At 68.3% G+C, this 18,592-nt stretch carries 16 protein-coding genes; 13 read left to right on the top strand and 3 right to left on the bottom strand.

Translation table 11 applies throughout. The features are described 5' to 3' along the window. Positions 1-67 precede the first annotated feature (67 nt). Together ACVCL3_RS09190 and ACVCL3_RS09185 are read left to right on the top strand one after the other, a co-directional pair. On the top strand, positions 68-322 hold the full coding sequence (locus tag ACVCL3_RS09190) for a type B 50S ribosomal protein L31 (RefSeq protein WP_395121183.1): 255 nt from the start codon (positions 68-70) through the stop codon (positions 320-322). 315 nt (positions 323-637) lie between these two features. Next, positions 638-1,933, top strand: coding sequence for a citrate synthase (locus tag ACVCL3_RS09185; RefSeq protein ID WP_447097419.1), 1,296 nt, complete (start codon positions 638-640; stop codon positions 1,931-1,933). Positions 1,934-2,014: 81 nt separating this feature from the next. Here the strand turns inward: ACVCL3_RS09185 and ACVCL3_RS09180 are convergent, their stop codons facing one another. Both ACVCL3_RS09180 and ACVCL3_RS09175 read right to left on the bottom strand, forming a co-directional pair. Beyond that, positions 2,015-2,689 (bottom strand): hypothetical protein, encoded by a 675-nt coding sequence (locus ACVCL3_RS09180; protein ID WP_395121187.1) that lies wholly within the window; start codon positions 2,687-2,689, stop codon positions 2,015-2,017. 57 nt (positions 2,690-2,746) lie between these two features. Further along, positions 2,747-5,278 (bottom strand): penicillin-binding protein 1A, encoded by a 2,532-nt coding sequence (locus ACVCL3_RS09175; protein ID WP_447101069.1) that lies wholly within the window; start codon positions 5,276-5,278, stop codon positions 2,747-2,749. 254 nt (positions 5,279-5,532) lie between these two features. Here ACVCL3_RS09175 and ACVCL3_RS09170 point away from each other — a divergent pair, with 254 nt between their 5' ends. The 11 genes from ACVCL3_RS09170 to ACVCL3_RS09120 all read left to right on the top strand — a co-directional run bounded on the left by ACVCL3_RS09170 (position 5,533) and on the right by ACVCL3_RS09120 (position 17,992). Beyond that, positions 5,533-6,591 carry a pilus assembly protein PilM gene (locus ACVCL3_RS09170; protein WP_395121191.1) on the top strand — a complete coding sequence of 353 codons (1,059 nt, stop codon included), beginning with the start codon at positions 5,533-5,535 and terminating at the stop codon, positions 6,589-6,591. Beyond that, entirely contained in the window at positions 6,591-7,310 is a 720-nt protein-coding gene (locus ACVCL3_RS09165; RefSeq protein ID WP_395121193.1) for a PilN domain-containing protein, read from the top strand. Before ACVCL3_RS09170 ends, ACVCL3_RS09165 begins: the two co-directional genes overlap by 1 nt. Then, the gene (locus ACVCL3_RS09160) at positions 7,307-7,957 is read left to right on the top strand and encodes a type 4a pilus biogenesis protein PilO (protein WP_447101068.1); all 651 of its coding nucleotides are present in this window, start codon (positions 7,307-7,309) and stop codon (positions 7,955-7,957) included. The genes ACVCL3_RS09165 and ACVCL3_RS09160 overlap by 4 nt, the downstream gene beginning before the upstream one ends. Continuing rightward, positions 7,957-8,499 (top strand): pilus assembly protein PilP, encoded by a 543-nt coding sequence (locus tag ACVCL3_RS09155; RefSeq protein WP_395121197.1) that lies wholly within the window; start codon positions 7,957-7,959, stop codon positions 8,497-8,499. Before ACVCL3_RS09160 ends, ACVCL3_RS09155 begins: the two co-directional genes overlap by 1 nt. A 55-nt stretch (positions 8,500-8,554) precedes the next feature. After that, positions 8,555-10,774, top strand: coding sequence for a type IV pilus secretin PilQ (pilQ, locus tag ACVCL3_RS09150; RefSeq protein ID WP_447097417.1), 2,220 nt, complete (start codon positions 8,555-8,557; stop codon positions 10,772-10,774). Between the two features lie 171 nt (positions 10,775-10,945). Next, complete coding sequence (locus ACVCL3_RS09145; RefSeq protein ID WP_447101067.1) at positions 10,946-11,941, top strand: AAA family ATPase; 996 nt, start codon at positions 10,946-10,948, stop codon at positions 11,939-11,941. Continuing rightward, a complete protein-coding gene (locus ACVCL3_RS09140) occupies positions 11,938-12,873 on the top strand; it encodes a DUF58 domain-containing protein (protein ID WP_447097415.1) in 936 nt (311 codons plus the stop codon). The genes ACVCL3_RS09145 and ACVCL3_RS09140 overlap by 4 nt, the downstream gene beginning before the upstream one ends. Continuing rightward, complete coding sequence (locus ACVCL3_RS09135) at positions 12,870-13,406, top strand: DUF4381 domain-containing protein (RefSeq protein WP_447101066.1); 537 nt, start codon at positions 12,870-12,872, stop codon at positions 13,404-13,406. Before ACVCL3_RS09140 ends, ACVCL3_RS09135 begins: the two co-directional genes overlap by 4 nt. Beyond that, the gene (locus ACVCL3_RS09130; RefSeq protein WP_395121207.1) at positions 13,399-14,382 is read left to right on the top strand and encodes a VWA domain-containing protein; all 984 of its coding nucleotides are present in this window, start codon (positions 13,399-13,401) and stop codon (positions 14,380-14,382) included. Before ACVCL3_RS09135 ends, ACVCL3_RS09130 begins: the two co-directional genes overlap by 8 nt. After that, positions 14,379-16,286, top strand: coding sequence for a tetratricopeptide repeat protein (locus tag ACVCL3_RS09125; RefSeq protein ID WP_447101065.1), 1,908 nt, complete (start codon positions 14,379-14,381; stop codon positions 16,284-16,286). Before ACVCL3_RS09130 ends, ACVCL3_RS09125 begins: the two co-directional genes overlap by 4 nt. Beyond that, positions 16,283-17,992 (top strand): BatD family protein, encoded by a 1,710-nt coding sequence (locus ACVCL3_RS09120; RefSeq protein WP_447101064.1) that lies wholly within the window; start codon positions 16,283-16,285, stop codon positions 17,990-17,992. The genes ACVCL3_RS09125 and ACVCL3_RS09120 overlap by 4 nt, the downstream gene beginning before the upstream one ends. Here the strand turns inward: ACVCL3_RS09120 and ACVCL3_RS09115 are convergent. Next, positions 17,979-18,530, bottom strand: coding sequence for an O-acetyl-ADP-ribose deacetylase (locus ACVCL3_RS09115; protein WP_447101063.1), 552 nt, complete (start codon positions 18,528-18,530; stop codon positions 17,979-17,981). The two genes, ACVCL3_RS09120 and ACVCL3_RS09115, sit on opposite strands and share 14 nt — an antisense overlap. Positions 18,531-18,592: the final 62 nt, after the last annotated feature.

Here is an 18,592-nt window from a genome sequence, read left to right as displayed (position 1 = left end):
TGCTTGCGCGTTCCCGGCGTTGCCCGCTACAATGCCGCTCTTTTCACCGCCGCATTCAGAGTCTGTCATGAAAGCCGATACCCATCCGAACTACGCCCCGGTGGTGTTCCAGGATCTGTCGTCCGATTTCTCGTTCCTCACCCGGTCGACCATGTCCAGCAAGGAAACCGTCAAGTGGGAAGACGGCAATGAGTACCCGCTGATCAAGGTGGATATCTCCAGCCATTCGCACCCGTTCTACACGGGCAAGCAGAAGACCCTGGACGTGGGTGGCCGCGTGGACAAGTTCCGCCGCCGCTACGCCGGTTCGGTCAAGGAATAAACCCTTTTACCTCCGCTCCCTCCGGGTTGCGGGCGGTTCGAGACACGGGGCAGGCGCAGGCTTGCCCCGTGTCTTTTTCGTGCCCGGCGTACGACCATTCGCCATCGAATGCGCGACCGCCGTTGTGCGATAATGGGCAGTGGCCCGATGCCTGCAGCAGAGTGGCGCAAGTCTTCGCGGAGCTTGTTCCAGCCGGTTTCCGGCATCGGTTGCGTCGCGTGCTTTCCCCGGCTGCCGACATCCACCCTTTCCCTTGCCGCGCGATGACGTCCCCACCGTCGTCGCCGGCGACGAACCACATGCGAGGAGGTTTCCGTGTCCGACCCCAAGACCGTCAAGCTGGTCGATGAATCGAGCCACAAGAGCAGCGAACTGCCGCTGGTTTCCGGCACGCTCGGTGCCGCGTGCATCGACATCGGCACGCTGTACAAGGACACCGGCCATTTCACCTATGACCCGGGCTTCGGCAGCACTGCCAGCACCAAGAGTGCCATCACCTACATCGACGGCGACAAGGGCGTGCTGCTGTATCGCGGTTACCCGATCGAGCAGCTGGCCGAGAAGTCCAGCTTCCTCGAAGTGGCCTATCTGTTGCTCAACGGCGAGTTGCCCAATGCTGCCGAGTTCGACACGTTCGAACATGACATCACGCATCACACGATGATGCACGAGGCGCAGAAGAACTTCTTCCAGGGCTTCCACCACGACGCGCACCCGATGGCGATGCTCGCCGCGGCAGTGGCGTCGCTGTCGGCGTTCTACCACGACAAGCTGGACGTGGAAGACCCGGCCGACCGCAAGATGGCGGCGATCCGCCTGATCGCCAAGATGCCGACCATCGCGGCAGCCTGCTACCGCTACACGATCGGCTGGCCGGTGCGCTACCCGCGCAACAACCTCGAGTACGTCACCCGCTTCCTGCACATGATGTTCGAGGTGCCGAGCGAGCCGCTGCAGATGAACCCGGTGGCGGCCAAGGCGCTGGACCTGCTGTTCATCCTGCATGCCGACCACGAGCAGAACGCGTCCACCTCCACCGTGCGCCTGGTCGGTTCCACCGGCGCCAACCCGTATGCCTCGATCGCCGCCGGCATCACCGCGCTGTGGGGCCCCGCCCATGGCGGCGCCAACGAGGCGGTGCTCAAGCAGCTGGAGGAGATCGGCACGCCGGACAACGTCGAGTCGGCGATCCTGCGCGCCAAGGACAAGAACGACAGCTTCCGCCTGATGGGCTTCGGCCACCGCGTCTACAAGAACTTCGACCCGCGCGCCAAGATCATTCGCGAGATGTGCCACAAGGTGCTGGACGAGCTGGGCGTCAACGATCCGATGCTGGACGTGGCGATGAAGCTGGAAGAGGCGGCGCTGAAGGACGACTACTTCGTCGAGCGCAAGCTGTATCCGAACGTCGATTTCTACTCCGGCATCATCTACAAGGCGCTGGGCATCCCCACCGAGATGTTCACCGTGATGTTCGCCATCGCGCGCACCGCCGGCTGGATCGCGCACTGGATCGAGCAGCACGAAACGCCCGGATCGCGCATCGGCCGTCCGCGCCAGGTCTACACTGGCGCCGACGTGCGTGATTACGTGCCGGCCGGCAAGCGCTGATTCACCGCTTGGGCTGATCCTCGGTTTCGCGCAGAACGCCCCGGCCCGGCCGGGGCGTTCTGCATCTGGCGCTCGGCGCGGTCAGCGCAACGCGGCGCGCAGGCGCTGTTCGAAGCCCTCGTCGGCATCGTCCTCGGCCAGCAGCATCTCCACCTGGGCCAGCGCGGCGCGGCGCATCGGCCGGTCGTCGGTGCGATCCAGCGGCGCCTGGCGCAGCGCGTTGCGCGGCAGCACGGTGAGGTCGAACGGCACGGCGTCGGCGGCGAACAGCAGCACCGGGTACTCGGGCTGCTCGGTGCGGCTGTAGCGCAGGCGGCGCACCTGCATTTCCAGCGGCACGCCGTGCTCGCGCAGGAAGCGCACCACCGCTTCGGCATCGTCGCTGTACACGTGCAGGCACACCGCCGAATGCATGTCGGCGGTGCCGTCGAGCACGGCGCCGACCAGGCGCGGTTCGAACGGGGCGAGGAAGGTCATCGCCTCGACCGCCGCCTCGCGCCGCTGGCGCAGCAGCTGGGGTTGGCTGTCGCCGAGGAACAGGCGCTGGTGTTCGCGCAGCGCCTGTTCGATCTCGAGGTTGCGCGGCAGCGCCTGGCTGTCGAGTATGCCCAGCCGTTCGGCGGCCTTGAGCTTGGCATGGTGGAAATTGCGGATGCCGTGCTCGCTCATCAGCCGGGCCGCTTCCTGGGCCACGCGCAGGCGATTGCGTTGCAGCCGGTCATGGGCGTGGATGCGGTGGTGTTCGCCTCGGGACATGACGCACTCCTCGACATTGGATGGCGGCGTCCGGGAGCGGCGTGGCCTGCCCCCGGGTCAGAAGATCTCGTAGGCGTGCTGCTTGTCCTGCTCCTTCTGCTGGGCGGCCTGGCTGCGCAGGCGGTCGACGTCTTCCACCTTGAACATCTCGTTCATGCCGTTGGGGTCGTCCGCACCGGTCGGCAGGCCGCTTTCGCGGTTGATCCATACCGTACTGATTCCGGGCGGCATCGGCAACGTGCTGGGCGGCAGCCCCTTCAGCGCCGCGCCCATGTACTGCATCCACACCGGCAAGGCCGCCTTGGCGCCGAATTCGCCGCGGCCGAGCGAGCTGTAGTCGTCGAAACCCACCCAGACCGCGGTGGACAACTCGCCGTCGAAGCCGACGAACCAGGCATCGCGATGGTCATTGGTGGAGCCGGTCTTGCCGGCCAAGTCGGGGCGCTCCAGCGCGCGCGCGGCCGAACCGGTGCCGCGCAGGATCACGTCCTTCATCAGCGAGGTGATCAGGTAGTCGTTGCGCGGACCGATCACCCGCGGGGCGAGCACCGGCGCATGCCGGGCGCCGTCGTGGATGTCGGCCGGCAACACCGCATCGCCGACGCCGTCGACACTCTCCGACTCGGCGGGCGCGTCGGTGCTGCCGGCGGTCGCCAGGCGATTGGCCGGCGGCCGGGTCATGTCCGGCGGCGGCGGGCCGGGCGGGCGCGTGTCGAGCAGGCGTTCCTGGCAGTTGCGGCAGGCGCGGGCGGGATTGGCCAGGTACACCGGCTTGCCGTCGCGGTCGTCGATCTCGTGAATGAAATACGGCGTGACCAGGTAGCCGCCGTTGGCGAACACGGCGTAGCCGCGCGCCATGCCCATCGGCGAGACCGAGGCGGTGCCCAGCGCCATCGACAGGTTGGCCGGGATCGCGTCCTGCGAGAACCCGAAGCGGGTGGCGTATTCGCGCATGTAGCTCACCCCGATGGCATCCAGCAGTCGCACCGAGACCAGGTTCTTCGATTGCACCAGCGCCTCGCGCAGGCGCATCGGGCCGGCGAACTTGCCGTCGTCGTTGGACGGCGTCCAGATGCCGTTGGGGCGCGAGGGGTCGGGCAGCGCCAGCGGTGCGTCGTTGACGATCGAGGCCGGGGTGAAGCCGCGATCGAAAGCGGCGGAATAGAGGTACGGCTTGAAACTCGAACCCGGCTGGCGCGCGGCCATCACGGCGCGGTTGAACTTGCTGCGGTTGAAGTTGAAGCCGCCCACCAGGGCCTCGATCGCGCCATCTTCCGGATTGAGCGAGACCAGCCCGCCCTGCACGGCGGGTATCTGCGCCAGCTGCCAGTTGCCCTTCTCGTCGCGGGCCAGGCGGATGACGTCGCCGCGCTTGAGCACGGCATCGACCCGCGTGGGCGCGGCGCCGACGCGGCTGTCGCTGATGTGCGGCCGAGCCCATTTCACCGCGTCGAGGTCGAGCCGGGCGCTCTCGTGACTGGACAGGTACACGCTGGCATGGTCGGCATCGCTGCTGATGACCAGTCCCGGCTGCATACCCGAGACGCTGCCGTAACTGGCCAGCGCCTGGTCGAAATCCGCCTCGCCGGCGCCCTCGGCCAGCTCCTTGTGCGCCTCCGGCCCACGCCAGCCATGGCGGTGGTCGTAGGCGACCAGGCCGTCGCGCAGGGCGTCCACCGCCTCCTGCTGGCGCATGCTCTGCACCGTGGTGCGGACCACGTAGCCTTCGGTCAGTGCGTCATTGCCGAGGCGGTCGAGCACCTGCCGGCGCACCATCTCGGCGAGGTAGGGCGCGTCGACCTCGATCGGCTGCTCGTGGGCAAAGGCGCGATTCGGCTCGGCCACCGCCTGTTCGTACACTGCCTGGGTGATGTAGTTGTGCCGCAGCATCTCGCCGAGCACCCAGTTGCGCCGTGCCATCTCGCGCTTGGGGCTGTTGATCGGATTGACCGCCGAGGGCAGCTGGAAAGTGGAGGCGATCGCCGCGCATTCGGCCACGGTGAGCTGGTCCAGCGTCTTGCCGTAGTAGTACTCAGCCGCCGCCGCCACGCCATAGGAACGATGGCCGAGGAACATCTTGTTGAGGTAGAGCTCCAGGATCTGGTCCTTGGTGAGCTCGTGCTCGATGCGCAGGGCGATGAAGATCTCGGTGAGCTTGCGGGAGTAGAGCTTTTCAGGGCTCAGGAAGAAATTGCGCGCCACCTGTTGGGTGATGGTCGAGCCACCGGGGCCCTTGTCGCCGCCGGTGATGATCACGTGCCAGCCGGCGCGGGCGATGCCCCGCCAATCCACGCCCGGGTGGTGGTAGAAATCGGCGTCCTCGGCCGACAGCACCGCATGCTTGAGCCGGTCGGGCACTTCGGCGATGTCCACCGGGATGCGGCGGGTTTCGCCGAAAGTCGCGATGAGCTTGCCATCGGCGCTCAGCACGCGCAGCGGCACCTGCATGTGATAGTCCTTGAGCACCGCCACCGAGGGCAGCCGGGGAGCTATCAACCAGTACGCCACGCCTGTCGCGAGCACTGCCAGAAGCAAACCGGAAAAGGCCAGGAGCAGTGCCCAGCGCAACAAACGCTTGAAAATTCGCATGGTGTGGATAGCGAGACCTGAGTCAAAGCATGACAGAGTATAGATGTAGCAACATGCTCGTCAGGCAACCGAGGACGGCTCCGCAAAGCAAGAGGCGCGCCAGCCGGGCAAGCTCTGCAAATGTGGTGGACATCACGCCAATTACTTGAGAAAGTTCCTGTAGACCGTTGCCATTGCGTTAATTTTTAGATTTAATGCCACTGCGCATCCCGCCAGAACTCTGGTCAGGGCGTCAGCGGCAAGGGGGACACACCGTGGGGCTCTTTACACCGAAGAAGCCGGCGCTGATCGGCGTCGACATCAGTTCGACCGCCGTCAAGCTGCTGCAGCTGAGTCAGGCGGGCGGGCGCTATCGCGTGGAGCACTACGCGGTGGAACCGCTCCCGCCCAATGCGGTGGTCGAGAAGAACATCGTCGAGGTCGAGGCGGTGGGCGACGCGATCCGCCGCGCCCTGGCCCGCTCGGGTTCCAAGCTCAAGCACGCCGCCGCCGCGGTGGCCGGGTCGGCGGTGATCACGCGGATCATCCCGATGACCAGCGAGCTATCCGACGATGACCTCGAGGGCCAGATCCAGGTCGAGGCCAATCAGTACATCCCGTATCCGATCGACGAGGTCAGCCTCGATTTCGAGGTGATCGGCCCGGTACGCGACAACCCGGACATGAACAACGTGCTGCTGGCGGCCTCGCGCACCGAGAACGTCGACATGCGCGTGGCGGCGTTGGATCTGGGCGGCCTCACTGCCGGCGTCATCGACGTGGAGGCCTTCGCGATGGAGAACGCCTTCGCGATGGTCGCCGACCAGCTCAACGTCGGCCGCGACGCCCTGGTGGCGGTGGTCGACATCGGCGCGACCATGACCACGCTTTCCGTGCTGCGCAACCAGCGCACCATCTATTCGCGCGAACAGGTGTTCGGCGGCAAGCAGCTCACCGACGAGATCATGCGCCGCTTCGGGCTCTCCTACGAGGAGGCTGGCCGCGCCAAGCGCAAGGGCGGCCTGCCGGAGTCCTACGAGACCGAGGCGCTGGAGCCGTTCAAGGAGTCGCTGATCCAGCAGATCAGCCGCCTGCTGCAGTTCTTCTTCGCCGGCAGCGAATACAGCAAGGTCGACCAGGTGGTGCTGGCCGGCGGCTGCGCCTCGATCGAGGGACTGGGCCCGATGCTGGAAGAGCAGCTCGGCGTGCCTTGCGTGGTCGCCAACCCGCTGGCCCGCATGTCGTTGTCGCCGCGGGTGCAGGCCCAGGCGCTGGCGCAGGATGCCCCGGCCCTGATGATCGCGGTCGGCCTCGCCCTGAGGAGCTTCGACTGATGGCACACGTCAACCTACTTCCGTGGCGCGCGGAGCGGCGCAAGCAGCGCGAACGCGAGTTCTACATGCAGCTGGCCGCCGCTTTCGTGGCCGCCGTGCTGCTGCTGCTGCTGTGGATCTTCTGGATGGACCAGCGCATCGACAACCAGAACGACCGCAACGCCTACCTGCAGACCGAAATCAAGCAGTTGGACGTGCGCATCGCCAAGATCAAGGACCTGGAAAAAGTGCGCGAGCACCTGCTGGCGCGCAAGCAGATCATCGAGCAGTTGCAGGCCGATCGCTCGCAGATGGTGCACCTGTTCGACGAACTGGTGAAAACCATCCCGACCAGTGCGCGGCTGACCGCGCTCAAGCAGAGCGGCCAGTCGATGTCGCTCGACGGCGTGGCGCAGTCCAACGCCAGCGTCGCCGAGTACATGCGCAACATCGAGTCCTCGCCGTGGATGGGCCATGCGGACCTGCGCAAGACCGAAAACACCCATGATGCGACCCGCATGCCCTACCAGTTCGGCCTCAACGTGACGCTGAGCCGGCCCAAGACCGACGAGGTCGACCCGACCAAGGCGCAGGTGGAACCGACTACCTCCACGGCCACGCCGGCCGTACCTGCAGCGCTCAACGCGCCGCCGGCCAGCGCGACCTCCGCCACGGCCAGGTCAACGCCGGAAGTCACGCCCACCCCTGCCGCCGCTGCCAAGGGAGGTGCCGGATCATGAGTTTCTTCAGCGATCTGCAAAACCTCGACAAGAACAACGTCGGCGGCTGGCCGCAGTCGGTCAAGATCTTCTTCACCGTGCTGGTCCTCGCGGTGGTGCTGCTGGTGGGCTGGTACTTCATCGTCAGCGACCAGCAGGACAGTCTCGATACGCTGGCCACCAAGGAGAACAGCCTCAAGCAGGAGTTCTCCACCAAGCAGGCCAAGTCGGTCAATCTCGAGGCGCTGGAGCAGCAGCTCAACGAGATGCAGGACATGCTGCGCCAGTTGCTGCGCCAGCTGCCCAGCAAGACCGAGATGCCCGAGTTGCTGATCGACATCTCGCAGACCGCGCAGGCCGCGGGGCTGGAGAGTGACCTGTTCGTGCCTGGCGCGGAAACGCCCAAGGACTTCTACGCGGAGAGACCGATCGCCTTGAAGTTCACCGGCACCTACCATCAGTTCGGCACCTTCATCAGCGGCGTGGCTTCGCTGCCGCGAGTGGTCATCCTCACCATGCACGACGTCTCGCTGACGCCGAAGGCGCCGACCAAGGCGGGCACGGTTGGCACCGGACAACTGGTGCTGGAGGGCACGGTCAAGACCTACCGTTATCTCGATGACGACGAAAGCGCTGCCGCGGCAACCAAGGCGGGGGCGAAGAAATGATGAACAAGTCGATTGCCCGCAAGTCCGCCGGCGTGACGCGGCTGCTGCTGATCCTGCTGGCTGTGCTGGTTCTGGCCGGTTGCACCCGCGGCATGTCCGACCTGCGCACCTGGGTCGCGCAGGAGAAGGCCAAGAAGGGTGCGCCGATTCCGCCGCTGCCCGTGATCAAGACCTTCGAGACGTTCAAGTACGAAGACCAGGACAAGCGTGATCCGTTCAGCCCCAGCACGGCCGAACTGCAGAACGACAACGCGACCAGCGGACCGCGGCCGGACGCCAACCGGGCCAAGGAGCCGCTGGAGATGTTCGCCCTCGACAGCCTCAAGATGGTCGGTACGGTCGGTGTCGGTCCGAAGATGGAGGTCCTGATCAAGGACCCGGGTGGTGTCATCCATCGCGTCCATGTGGGGGAATACATGGGACAGAACTACGGACACATCACCGCCATCAGCGAAGACCATGTCGATCTGGTCGAGTTGGTATCCAACGGCAATGGTGGCTGGATGGAACGTCCCGCCAGCGTCGCACTCGGCGAGCAATAGGTACACAGGGGCAGATGCAATGACCAACCAATTCCAATCCGTGCGGGGCCGAGTCATGCGCCATGCGAGCCGTTACTTCCTGATGGGCCTGCTGATCGTCGGTGCCACCTGGGCCAGTGCCGCCATCGCGGCCACCACCACGCTGAAGAACATCAGCTACGACGCCTTGCCAGGCGGCAGCGTCCAGCTGCACCTGAACTTCGGCGACGGCCCGGTGCCGGAGCCGAAGATCTTCACCACGGACAATCCGCCGCGCATCGCGGTCGACCTGCCCGATACGACCAATGCCGCCGGGCGGCACATGGACATCGGCAAGGGTTCGACCTCCGGCGTCTCGGCAGTGTCTGCCGGTGGGCGCACCCGCGTGGTGGTCGAGCTGATGCGCGCGTCGAGCTACCGCGCCAGCGTCGATGGCAACAGCCTGGTGCTGACGATCAACAACGGCACCGCCGACCAGGCGGTCACCACCGCCTCCACGATCGACCCGACCAAGCGGCTGCCGTCGTCCTCCGATGGCCCGGCGATCTCCAACATCGACTTCCGTCGCGGCCCGAACGGCGAGGGCCGCGTGCTGGTCAGCTTCAGCGGCAGCGGCGCGCAGCCGGAAATGACCCGTCAGGGCGACAAGGTGGTGGTCACCATCGATCACGCCAACCTGCCGGCCAACCTCGCGCAGCGCCTGGATACGCTGGACTTCGCCACCCCGGTGCAGTCGATCACCAGCCGCGTCGGCAACGGCGGCGGCGCGCGCATCGAGATCGACACCAAGGGGACGGTCGAGACCTCGGCCTACCAGACCCCCGACCAGTACGTGGTCGAGGTGGCACCGAAGAAGGCCGCCGCCAAGGATGAGCGCCTGGCCAAGCTGGACGCGCAGCCCAATTACAACGGCAAGCGCGTCACCTTCAACTTCCAGGACATCCCGGTGCGCTCGGCGTTGCAGCTGATCGCCGATATCTCCGGGCTCAACCTGGTCGCCTCCGACAGCGTCGGCGGCAGCGTCACCCTGCGCCTGGTCAACGTGCCGTGGGATCAGGCGCTGGACGTGATCCTGCGCGCCAAGAGCCTGGACAAGCGCCGCAACGGCAACGTCATCTGGGTCGCGCCGCAGGCTGAGTTGGCCAAGTACGAACAGGATCTGGCCGACGCCAAGCTGAAGGCGCAGGACACCGCCGAGCTGGTCACCGACTACGTGCCGATCAGCTACGGCAAGGCCTCCGACATCGCCAAGCTGCTGACCACCGGCAGCATGCAGGGCGGCGGTGGCGGCGGCTCCAACACCCAGCGCGGGTTCCTCTCGCCGCGCGGCAGCGTCTCGTTCGACCAGCGCACCAACACCCTGCTGCTCAACGACACGCCGGAGAAGATCAAGCAGTTGCGTGAGCTGATCGCCGTGCTGGACAAGCCGGTGCAGCAGGTGCTGATCGAATCGCGCATCGTGGTGGCCACCGACGACTTCACCCGCGAGCTGGGCGTGAAGTGGGGCGTGTCCGGCAACCAGACCAACAACAACAACATCATCACCACCGCACCGACCGGCGATGGCGCGCTGAAGTACGGCACCGGCGTGCACAACAACATCGTCAACTACAACAACGCAGTCACCGACTGGGTGGCCAACGGCAGCCAGGGTGCTCCGCCGCATCCGGGTGCGGTGACCTTGCCCGGCGGCTTCAACGTGAACATGCCGGTGAACGGCGGCAGCACGCTGGGCTTCGCCATCCTCGGCGCCAACTACGCGATCGACCTGGAGCTCTCCGCAGCGCAATCCGAAGGCCGTGGCGAGGTGATCTCCAGCCCGCGCGTGATCACCGCCAACCAGCAGGAGGCCGTGATCCGCCAGGGCCAGGAAGTCGGTTACGTCACCTACCAGAACCAGGGCTCCGGCACCGGTGGCGCACCGACCGCCTCGGTGCAGTTCAAGGACGCCGTGCTGGAGCTGAAGGTGACCCCGACGATCACCGCCGACAACCGAGTTTACCTGGCGATCAACGTGAAGAAGGATGCGCTGGCCGGCTTCCTCAACACGCCGAACGGCCAGGTGCCGCAGATCGACACGCGCGAGGTGAACACCTCGGCGCTGGTCGACAACGGCCAGACCGTGGTGCTCGGCGGCATCTACGAGGTCAACAAGAGCAACACCGTCTCCAAGGTGCCCGGGCTGGGCGACATCCCCGGTCTCGGCGCGCTGTTCCGCAACACCAAGCGCAGCACCACCAAGGCGGAGTTGCTGATCTTCGTGACGCCGCGCATCCTCAGCGACACCTTGCAGTAAGCCGCCACGCAGCGGCGAAGAAAAGGGGCGGCTTCGGCCGCCCCTTTTTCGTGCGCGCCGGCCGCCGGCGCACGTCACATTAAACTTCCCGTGCCGATGATGGTCTGAAGCACGCCGACGCGTCCGCTCTCCAAGGATGCCGCAGGCCTTGCCCCGTAACTGGAACTGCCCATGGACATGCCCGAAAACCCGCCTCTCGGCGCGCTGCAGCAATCGTTCGCCCGCCTGCGCGAGGAGCTGGTGGATTGCATCATCGGCCAGCCGAAGCTCATCGATTGCCTGCTGGTGGCGCTGCTGGCCGACGGCCACCTGCTGGTCGAAGGCGCGCCCGGCCTGGCCAAAACCACCGCGGTGAAGGCGCTGGCGGCGCGGATCGAGGCGGATTTCCACCGCGTGCAATTCACCCCCGACCTGCTGCCGGCCGACCTCACCGGCACCGACGTGTTCCGGCCGCAGTCGGGCAGTTTCGAGTTCGAGCGCGGGCCGCTGTTCCACAACATCATCCTGGCCGACGAGATCAACCGCGCGCCGGCCAAGGTGCAGTCGGCCCTGCTCGAGGCGATGGCCGAGCAGCAGATCACCGTGGGCCGCAGCACCTGGAAACTGCCCGAGCTGTTCATGGTGATGGCCACGCAGAACCCCATCGAGCAGGAGGGCACCTTCAGTCTGCCGGAGGCCCAGCTCGACCGGTTCCTGATGCACGTGACGATCGGCTATCCCGATGCCGCGGCGGAGCTGGCGATCCTCAAGCTGGCGCGCGAGCAGGCCAGCCGGCGCGCCCACCCGGCCGCGCCCCCACGCGCGCTGCTCAGCCAGCACGAGGTGTTTGCCGCGCGCGATGCGGCGATGGCCGTGCACATGGCGCCGGCGCTGGAGGAGTACCTCGCGCAGCTGGTGCTGGCGACGCGCGACGCCGGCCGTTATGGCGCGGAATTGAAGCGCTGGATCGCCTGGGGCGGGAGCCCGCGCGCCACCATCGCGCTGGATCGCTGTTCGCGGGCGCAGGCCTGGCTGGCCGGCCGCGCCTACGTGTTGCCCGAGGACGTGCATGCAATCGTCCATGAGGTGCTGCGCCATCGGGTGCTGCTCAGCTACGAAGCGCAGGCCGAAGGCGTCACCCCCGACCAGGTGGTGGCGCGCCTGCTGGATCTCGTGCCGCTGCCGTGAGTGTCCTGGCGTCACAAGTCGCGGATGGCAATGGCGCAAGCGAGGTGTCGCTGGCCGAGCTGATCGCGTTGCGTGCGCGCGTCGGCTCTGTGCGCATGGCGCCGCTGAGCACGCGCGCCGCCCGCCACGGCCAGCAGTCCAGCCGTCTGTACGGCCGCGGCATGGATTACGCCGAGTCGCGCGTCTACCAGGCCGGCGACGATGTGCGCCGACTCGACTGGCGACTCACCGCACGCAGCGGCAAGCTGCACACGAAGCTGTTCCAGGAGGATCGAGAAGGCTGTCTGCTGATCCTGCTCGATACCCATGCCAGCATGCATTTCGGCACGCGGGTGCGTTTCAAGTCGGTGCAGGCGGCCCGCGCGGCGGCACTGGCCGCGTGGTTTGCCACCCGTGCCGGCGAGCGCGTGGCGATGCTGGGCTTCGGCGGCGTCGACCAGTGGTTGGCGCCGCAAGCCGGCGCGCATGGTGCACTCGCCGTATGCGGTGCGCTGGCGCGATGGCACGCGGCGGATCGCGCCGACCAACAACAGCCGCTCTCCGATGCGCTGACACGCGCGGCACACGTGGCGCGGAGTGCGAGCCGCGTCCTGCTGCTCAGCGACGGCTTCAGTTGCGACGCCGCCGCGCGCCAGCGACTGATTGAACTGACCCGGCACGCGGGCGTGGCCGTACTGGTCACGGCGGATGCGCTGGAGCTGGAGCTCGCGCCGCCGGGGCGCTATCCGCTGGAGCATGCAGGCGAGCGTCGCGAGGTGCGGCTGCAGTCGGCGCATCAGCGTGCAGATTTTCGCCAGGCATTGGGTGCAGGCGCCCGACGGCTGAGTGAGTTGGCCGGCTCGCTGGGTCTGCGCCACGCCACCATCGATACCGCGGCCGATCCGCTCGATGCCGTGGCGGGCCTGATCGGTCGCAAGAGGTCGCCGCGATGATCGCGGCGGCGACGCCGCCGACGGCCGCTGCGCCGGGGCCGGTACTGCGCGACATCCACCTGCCGGCCGAACCCTCGTGGTGGCCGCCCGCACCCGGCTGGTGGCTGCTTGCCGTGCTCGCGCTGCTGGTGTTTGCGGGCCTCGCGTGGGTTTGGCAACGCCGCTGCCGCGTGCGGCAACGGCAGCGGCGCATTCTTGGCGAGCTGGATAACCTTGTCCGGCGGCACCGCGAGGACGGCGATCGCGCGGCCCTGCTCGGCGGCCTGCATCAACTCTTGCGGCGCGTCGCCCGCGAACAGGACGCCGCCGCGGTGCATCTGCGTGGCGATGCCTGGCGGCACGTCCTGGCGCGGGTGCCGGTGGACGCGGCCACGCAGGACAGCCTGCATCGGCTGGAGCAGCTCATCTACCAGCCACCCCGCAGCGGCGACGAAAACGATCTCGTCGAGGCCGCACGGCGGTGGCTGCGTTTGGCCGTAAAGCCGTCCACATGGAAGCGGAAGAAGCCCTCCTCGGAGCCAGCCGATGCCTGAATTCGCCTGGCCCTGGGTCGTACTGCTGTTGCCGTTGCCGTGGTTGCTGCGCTGGTGGTGGCGTGCGGCCGCCCCGGGCGTCGCGCTGCATCTGCCACAGCCGGGCGTGAAGCTGGATTCGGTGGCTGACCGGCGCAACCACGGTGCCGCGCCGTGGCTGCTCGGGCTGGCCTGGTTGTGCCTGCTCGCCGCCGCGGCGCGGCCGCAGTGGCTGGGTCCGCCGCAGGCGCAGCAGCGCAGCGGGCGGGCGATGATGATGGCGGTGGATCTCTCCGGCAGCATGCGCACGCCGGACATGCAGCTGGCCGGCCAACCGGTCAGCCGCTTCGGCGCGGTGGAGGCGATCGCCAGCGACTTCATCAGCCGGCGCCGCGGCGACGAAATGGGCCTGATCCTGTTCGGCAGCCAGGCCTATCTGGTCACGCCGCTGACCTACGACCTCTCGGCCGTGCGCGCGCAGCTGCAGACCGCAGCGGTGGGCCTGGCGGGCGACCAGACTGCGATCGGCGACGCCATCGCCGTGGCGGTGAAGCGATTGGCGGGCCTGCCGGAGGCAGCGCGCGTCCTGGTGTTGCTCACCGACGGCGTCAACAACGCCGGCGGCATCGCTCCGCGCGAGGCGGCGCGTGCCGCCAAGGCCGCGGGCGTGCGGATCTACGCCATCGGCATCGGCGCCACCGCGATGCAGGTGCCGGGATTCTTCGGCCTGCAGATGGTCAACCCCTCGGCCGACCTCGACGCCGACATGCTCAAGGCGATCACCGCCGAAACCGGCGGGCGCTTCTTCCGTGCCACCGACAGCAGCGAGCTGGCCGACGCCTACCGCACCATCAACGCGCTGGAGCCGATGCCGCGGCAGGGGCCGGCGTTGCGGCCGCGCCACGAACTGTTCCGCTGGCCGCTGCTGGCTGCGCTGGTGTTGCTGCTGCTGGCGATCGTGCCCACCCGGCTGCGTGTGCGGGAGCAGGCGGCATGAGCGAGTTGCTGCAACAGTTCCATTTCCTGCACCCCTGGTGGTTGCTGGCACTCCTCGGCCTGCCGCTGCTGGCGCTTCCGTGCTGGCGGCGCGACAGCGGCCAGCTGATCCTGTCGCGACTGGTCGACCCGGCTTTGCTGCCACGGCTGCTGCGCGGACAGCCGCGCCGGCGCCAGTTGCCGCTGTGGCTGTTCGCGCTGGCCTGGCTGCTGGCCACGCTGGCGCTGGCCGGGCCGACCTGGAACCGCGTCGAGCAGGCGCTGTACGCCAACCGTCCGGCGCAGGTGCTGGCGATCTCGCTGTCGCGGCACATGCTGGCGCGCGACGTGGCGCCGAGCCGGCTCGATCGCGCACGGCTTAAGGCGCACGAGCTGCTGGCGGCCAACCGTGCCGGCCTGAACGCGCTGATCGGCTACGCTGGCGAGGCCTTCGTCGTCGCGCCGCTGACCTCCGATGCCCACAGCCTCGACGATCTGCTCGACGCGATGGCGCCCGACACCATGCCGGTGGACGGCAACGACGCGGCCGCGGCGATCGACCGCGGCGTGCGTCTGGTCCAGCAGGCGAATGCCGACGGCGGCACGCTGGTGCTGATCACCGACCAGGCGGATACCGCCGCCGACGCGGCCGCGCGCAAGGCGCTCGCCGCCGGCGTGCGCGTCTCGGTGCTCGGCGTGGGCAGCGTCCACGGCGGCCCGGTCCCGCTGCCCGAGGGCGGCTTCCTGCACGACGCGCAGGACCGCATGGTGCTGGCCGCACGCGACGACGCCGCGCTTGACGCGCTGGCGCGCGCAGGCGGCGGCGTCTACGTGGCGATGAGCGCCGACCACGGCGACATCGACGCCCTGCACGCACAACTGCGCAGCAGCGGCGCAGCCCAGGCCAGCGGCCAGCACGGTGCGCAGTGGCAGGATCGCGGGCCGTGGCTGTTGCTGCCGCTGCTGCTGGTGGCCGCCACGGCGTTTCGCCGCGGCTGGATCATGCTCGTGCTGCTGGTCAGCCTGCCGCTGCTGCCGCGCACGGCGCAGGCCGGCACCTGGCAGGACCTGTGGCAACGCCCCGACCAGCAGGCCGTGCAGGCGCTGCGCGACGGCCATGCCGTGCAGGCGCAGCAACTCGCCCGCGATCCCGCTTGGCGCGGCGTGGCGGCTTACCGCGCCGGCGACTATGCCGCGGCGGCGGACGCGCTGCAGCACGCCCCCGGCAGCGATGCCGCCTACAACCGCGGCAATGCGCTGGCGAAAGCGCAGCAGTATCGACAGGCGATCGAGGCCTACGACCAGGCGCTGCAACTCGATCCGGCCAATGCCGACGCCAAGGCCAACCGCCAAGCCGTGGAAGAGTGGCTGAAACGGCAGTCGAAGCAGCAAAAATCCTCGCCGGACAGCGCGGACCACAACAAGTCCGAGCAGGACAAGTCGGGTGACGACAAGTCGGGCCAGGGGAAATCAGGCCAGGAAAAATCGGGTGGGAACAAATCGGAGCAGGACAAGTCGGGGCAGGGCAAATCCGACAAGAGCCAGTCGCCTTCCGGTGCGGGCGAACAGGACAAGCCGTCGAACGGTTCGCAGCAACCCGGCGACGCCGGCACGCACGATCAGCCCGCGCCACGCAGTGCGCGGGAGCGCGCCGAGCAGAAGGCGCAGGCCGAGCAGGCGCAGCGCGCCTTGAAGCAGCAGATGGACCAGGCGCTGGCCGCCGGCCAGCCCGCGGACGCGAAGTCGCCGGCCACGCACCAGCTCGGCACGCTGGACCGGGATGATCCGCAGTCGAAGCTGCCGGCCGACCTGCGCCACGCGCTGCAGCGCGTGCAGGACGACCCCGGCGGCCTGCTGCGGCGCAAGTTCGAACTGGAATATCGCGAGCGCCACGGTGGCGGCGCGCAGGAGGACGACCAGCCATGAGTCACGCACGCATCATCGTCTTGTGCCTGTTCGCGCTGATGCTGGTGCCGGTCGCGCACGCGGCGCAGGTGAGCGCGACGCTGGATCGCGATCACGTGCAACTGGGCGACACGGTCACGCTCAATATCCGCGTCGAGGGCGCCACCGCGTCCGCCGCGATGCCCGACCTGCAGGCGCTGCAACAGGATTTCAGCATCCTCGGCACCTCGCAGAACAGCAGCCTGTCGGTCGAGAACGGCAAGGCGACGTCCAGCCTCACCTTCGGCATCGCGCTGCGGCCTCTTCGCGCCGGCAGCTTGCAGATCCCGTCGCTGCAGGTCGCCGGCGAACGCACGGCGCCGCTGTCGCTGCAGGTCGACGCGCAGGGGCCCGTGGCGGGTGCCGCGCCGAATCGCGACGTGTTCATGGAGGCGACGGTGGAGCCACAGCGCGGCTATGTCGGCGAGCAGTTCAGCTATGTGGTGAAGCTGTTCTACGCGGGCAACCTCAGCGGCGGCTCGATCGACATGCCCGATGTCCATGGGGCGACGCTGCAGCCGCTGGGCAAGGACATCGGCTACGACACGCAACGCGGCGGCCGCAGCTACCACGTGCTGGAACGGCGCTATGCGCTGATCCCGCAGCAGGCCGGCCGGCTGGAAATCCCTGCAGCGAGTTTCCAGGGCAGTGCGGTTGACCCGTACGACCCGGGCAGCTTCTTCGGCGCCACCAACAACGTCTCGGCCAGCGCCGCGCCGGTGGCGATCGATGTGCAGGCGGCGCCTGCGGATTGGGGCAACAAGGCGTGGTTGCCGGCGCGGGCGTTGAGCCTGACGATCGACGGCTGGCCGGACGCGCAGCAGCCGGTGCGCGTGGGGCAGCCGCTCAACCTCACCATGACGTTGCGCGCCACCGGCTTGTCCGACGACGCGCTGCCGAGCCTGAGCCTGCCGCCGCTGGACGGCGCCACGGTCTATCCGGACAAGCCGGTCAGCCGCAACCACGTCGCCGGGCAGTGGACCGTGGGCGAGCGCGAGCAGGCGTTCGCCATCGTGCCCGAGCGCCCCGGCCCGCTGACGATCCCGGCGACCACGGTGACCTGGTGGAACGTGCTCACCGACCGGCTGGAGGTGGCACAGATCCCCGCGCGCAGCATCGAGGTGCTGCCGGCGATCGGCGGCAGCACGGCATCACCTGCAGGCGCGGTCCCGGCGGCGACGACTGCGCCCGCCACGACCGCACCCGTGCCCATGCTCGCGCCCGCCGGTGCCATGCCATGGCGCTGGATCGCGCTGGCCAGTCTCGCGCTGTGGTTGCTCAGCGTGCTGGCCTGGTGGTGGCAGCGTCGGCGGCGCGCCATGCCCAAAGCTTCCCCGGCGCCCGCGGTTGTGCCGGACAGCGCGCGCCGGGCGCGACAGGAGTTCATCAGCGCCGCGCGCGGCACCGACGCCGCACGACAACTGCACTGCCTGATGGCCTGGGCGCGCGCCGAGCGACCGCACGTCCAGCATCCGGGCGAGTTGTCCGCTGCCCTGGACGATGCGGCACAGCGCGCGGTGATCGACGACTTGCAGCGTCGTCGCTACGCCGCCGGTACGGCGGCGGGCGACGTCGGCGGCACGGCACCGGCGGAGGCGTTCAAGCGGGGTTTCGCCTGGCGCCAGACTGGCACGGGCGATCACTCGGACGACGCGTTGCCGCCGCTGTATCCGTTCAAGCTGCGTTGAAGGGTGTGCCGTCGTCCGGCGTGGCGTCGCGCACACGCCGGAAGATGTCGGCCACGCTGTTGCTGAAGCAGCATACGGTGATGCTGACGCGATCGTCGCGGGCGAGTTCGTCGCGCAGGCTGGCCAGCGCCACCGCGGCCGCCTGCGCCACCGGATAGCCGTACACGCCACAGCTGATTGCCGGGAACGCGATCGTGCGCAAACCGTGCTCGCGCAGCAGCCGCATCGCGTTGGCGTGGCAACTTGCCAGCAGTCGCGCCTCACCCTGCGTGCCGCCCTGCCACACCGGGCCGACGGTGTGGATCACGTGTGCCGCCGGCAACGCGAAGCCCGGCGTGATGCGCGCCTCGCCAGTCGGACAGCGCGCGCCCGGACGCACCGACGGAAGCTGCCGGCAGGCCTGCAGCAGCGCGGGACCGGCGGCGCGGTGGATCGCGCCGTCGACGCCACCGCCGCCGAGCAGGCTGGCATTGGCGGCGTTGACGATGGCATCCACGTGCAGCGTGGTGATGTCGGCAATGACGATGTCCAGGGGCATGGCTTTGCAGGAGGCGGGCGGCTTATGCTGGCCTCAGGTTTCGGGCGGCCGGGGGCAGCGCA

It is taken from the genome of Rhodanobacter sp. UC4437_H4, from assembly GCF_052978425.1.
Note: the sequence above shows the minus strand (reverse complement) of the source record. Positions and strands in the feature narration are given on the sequence as shown.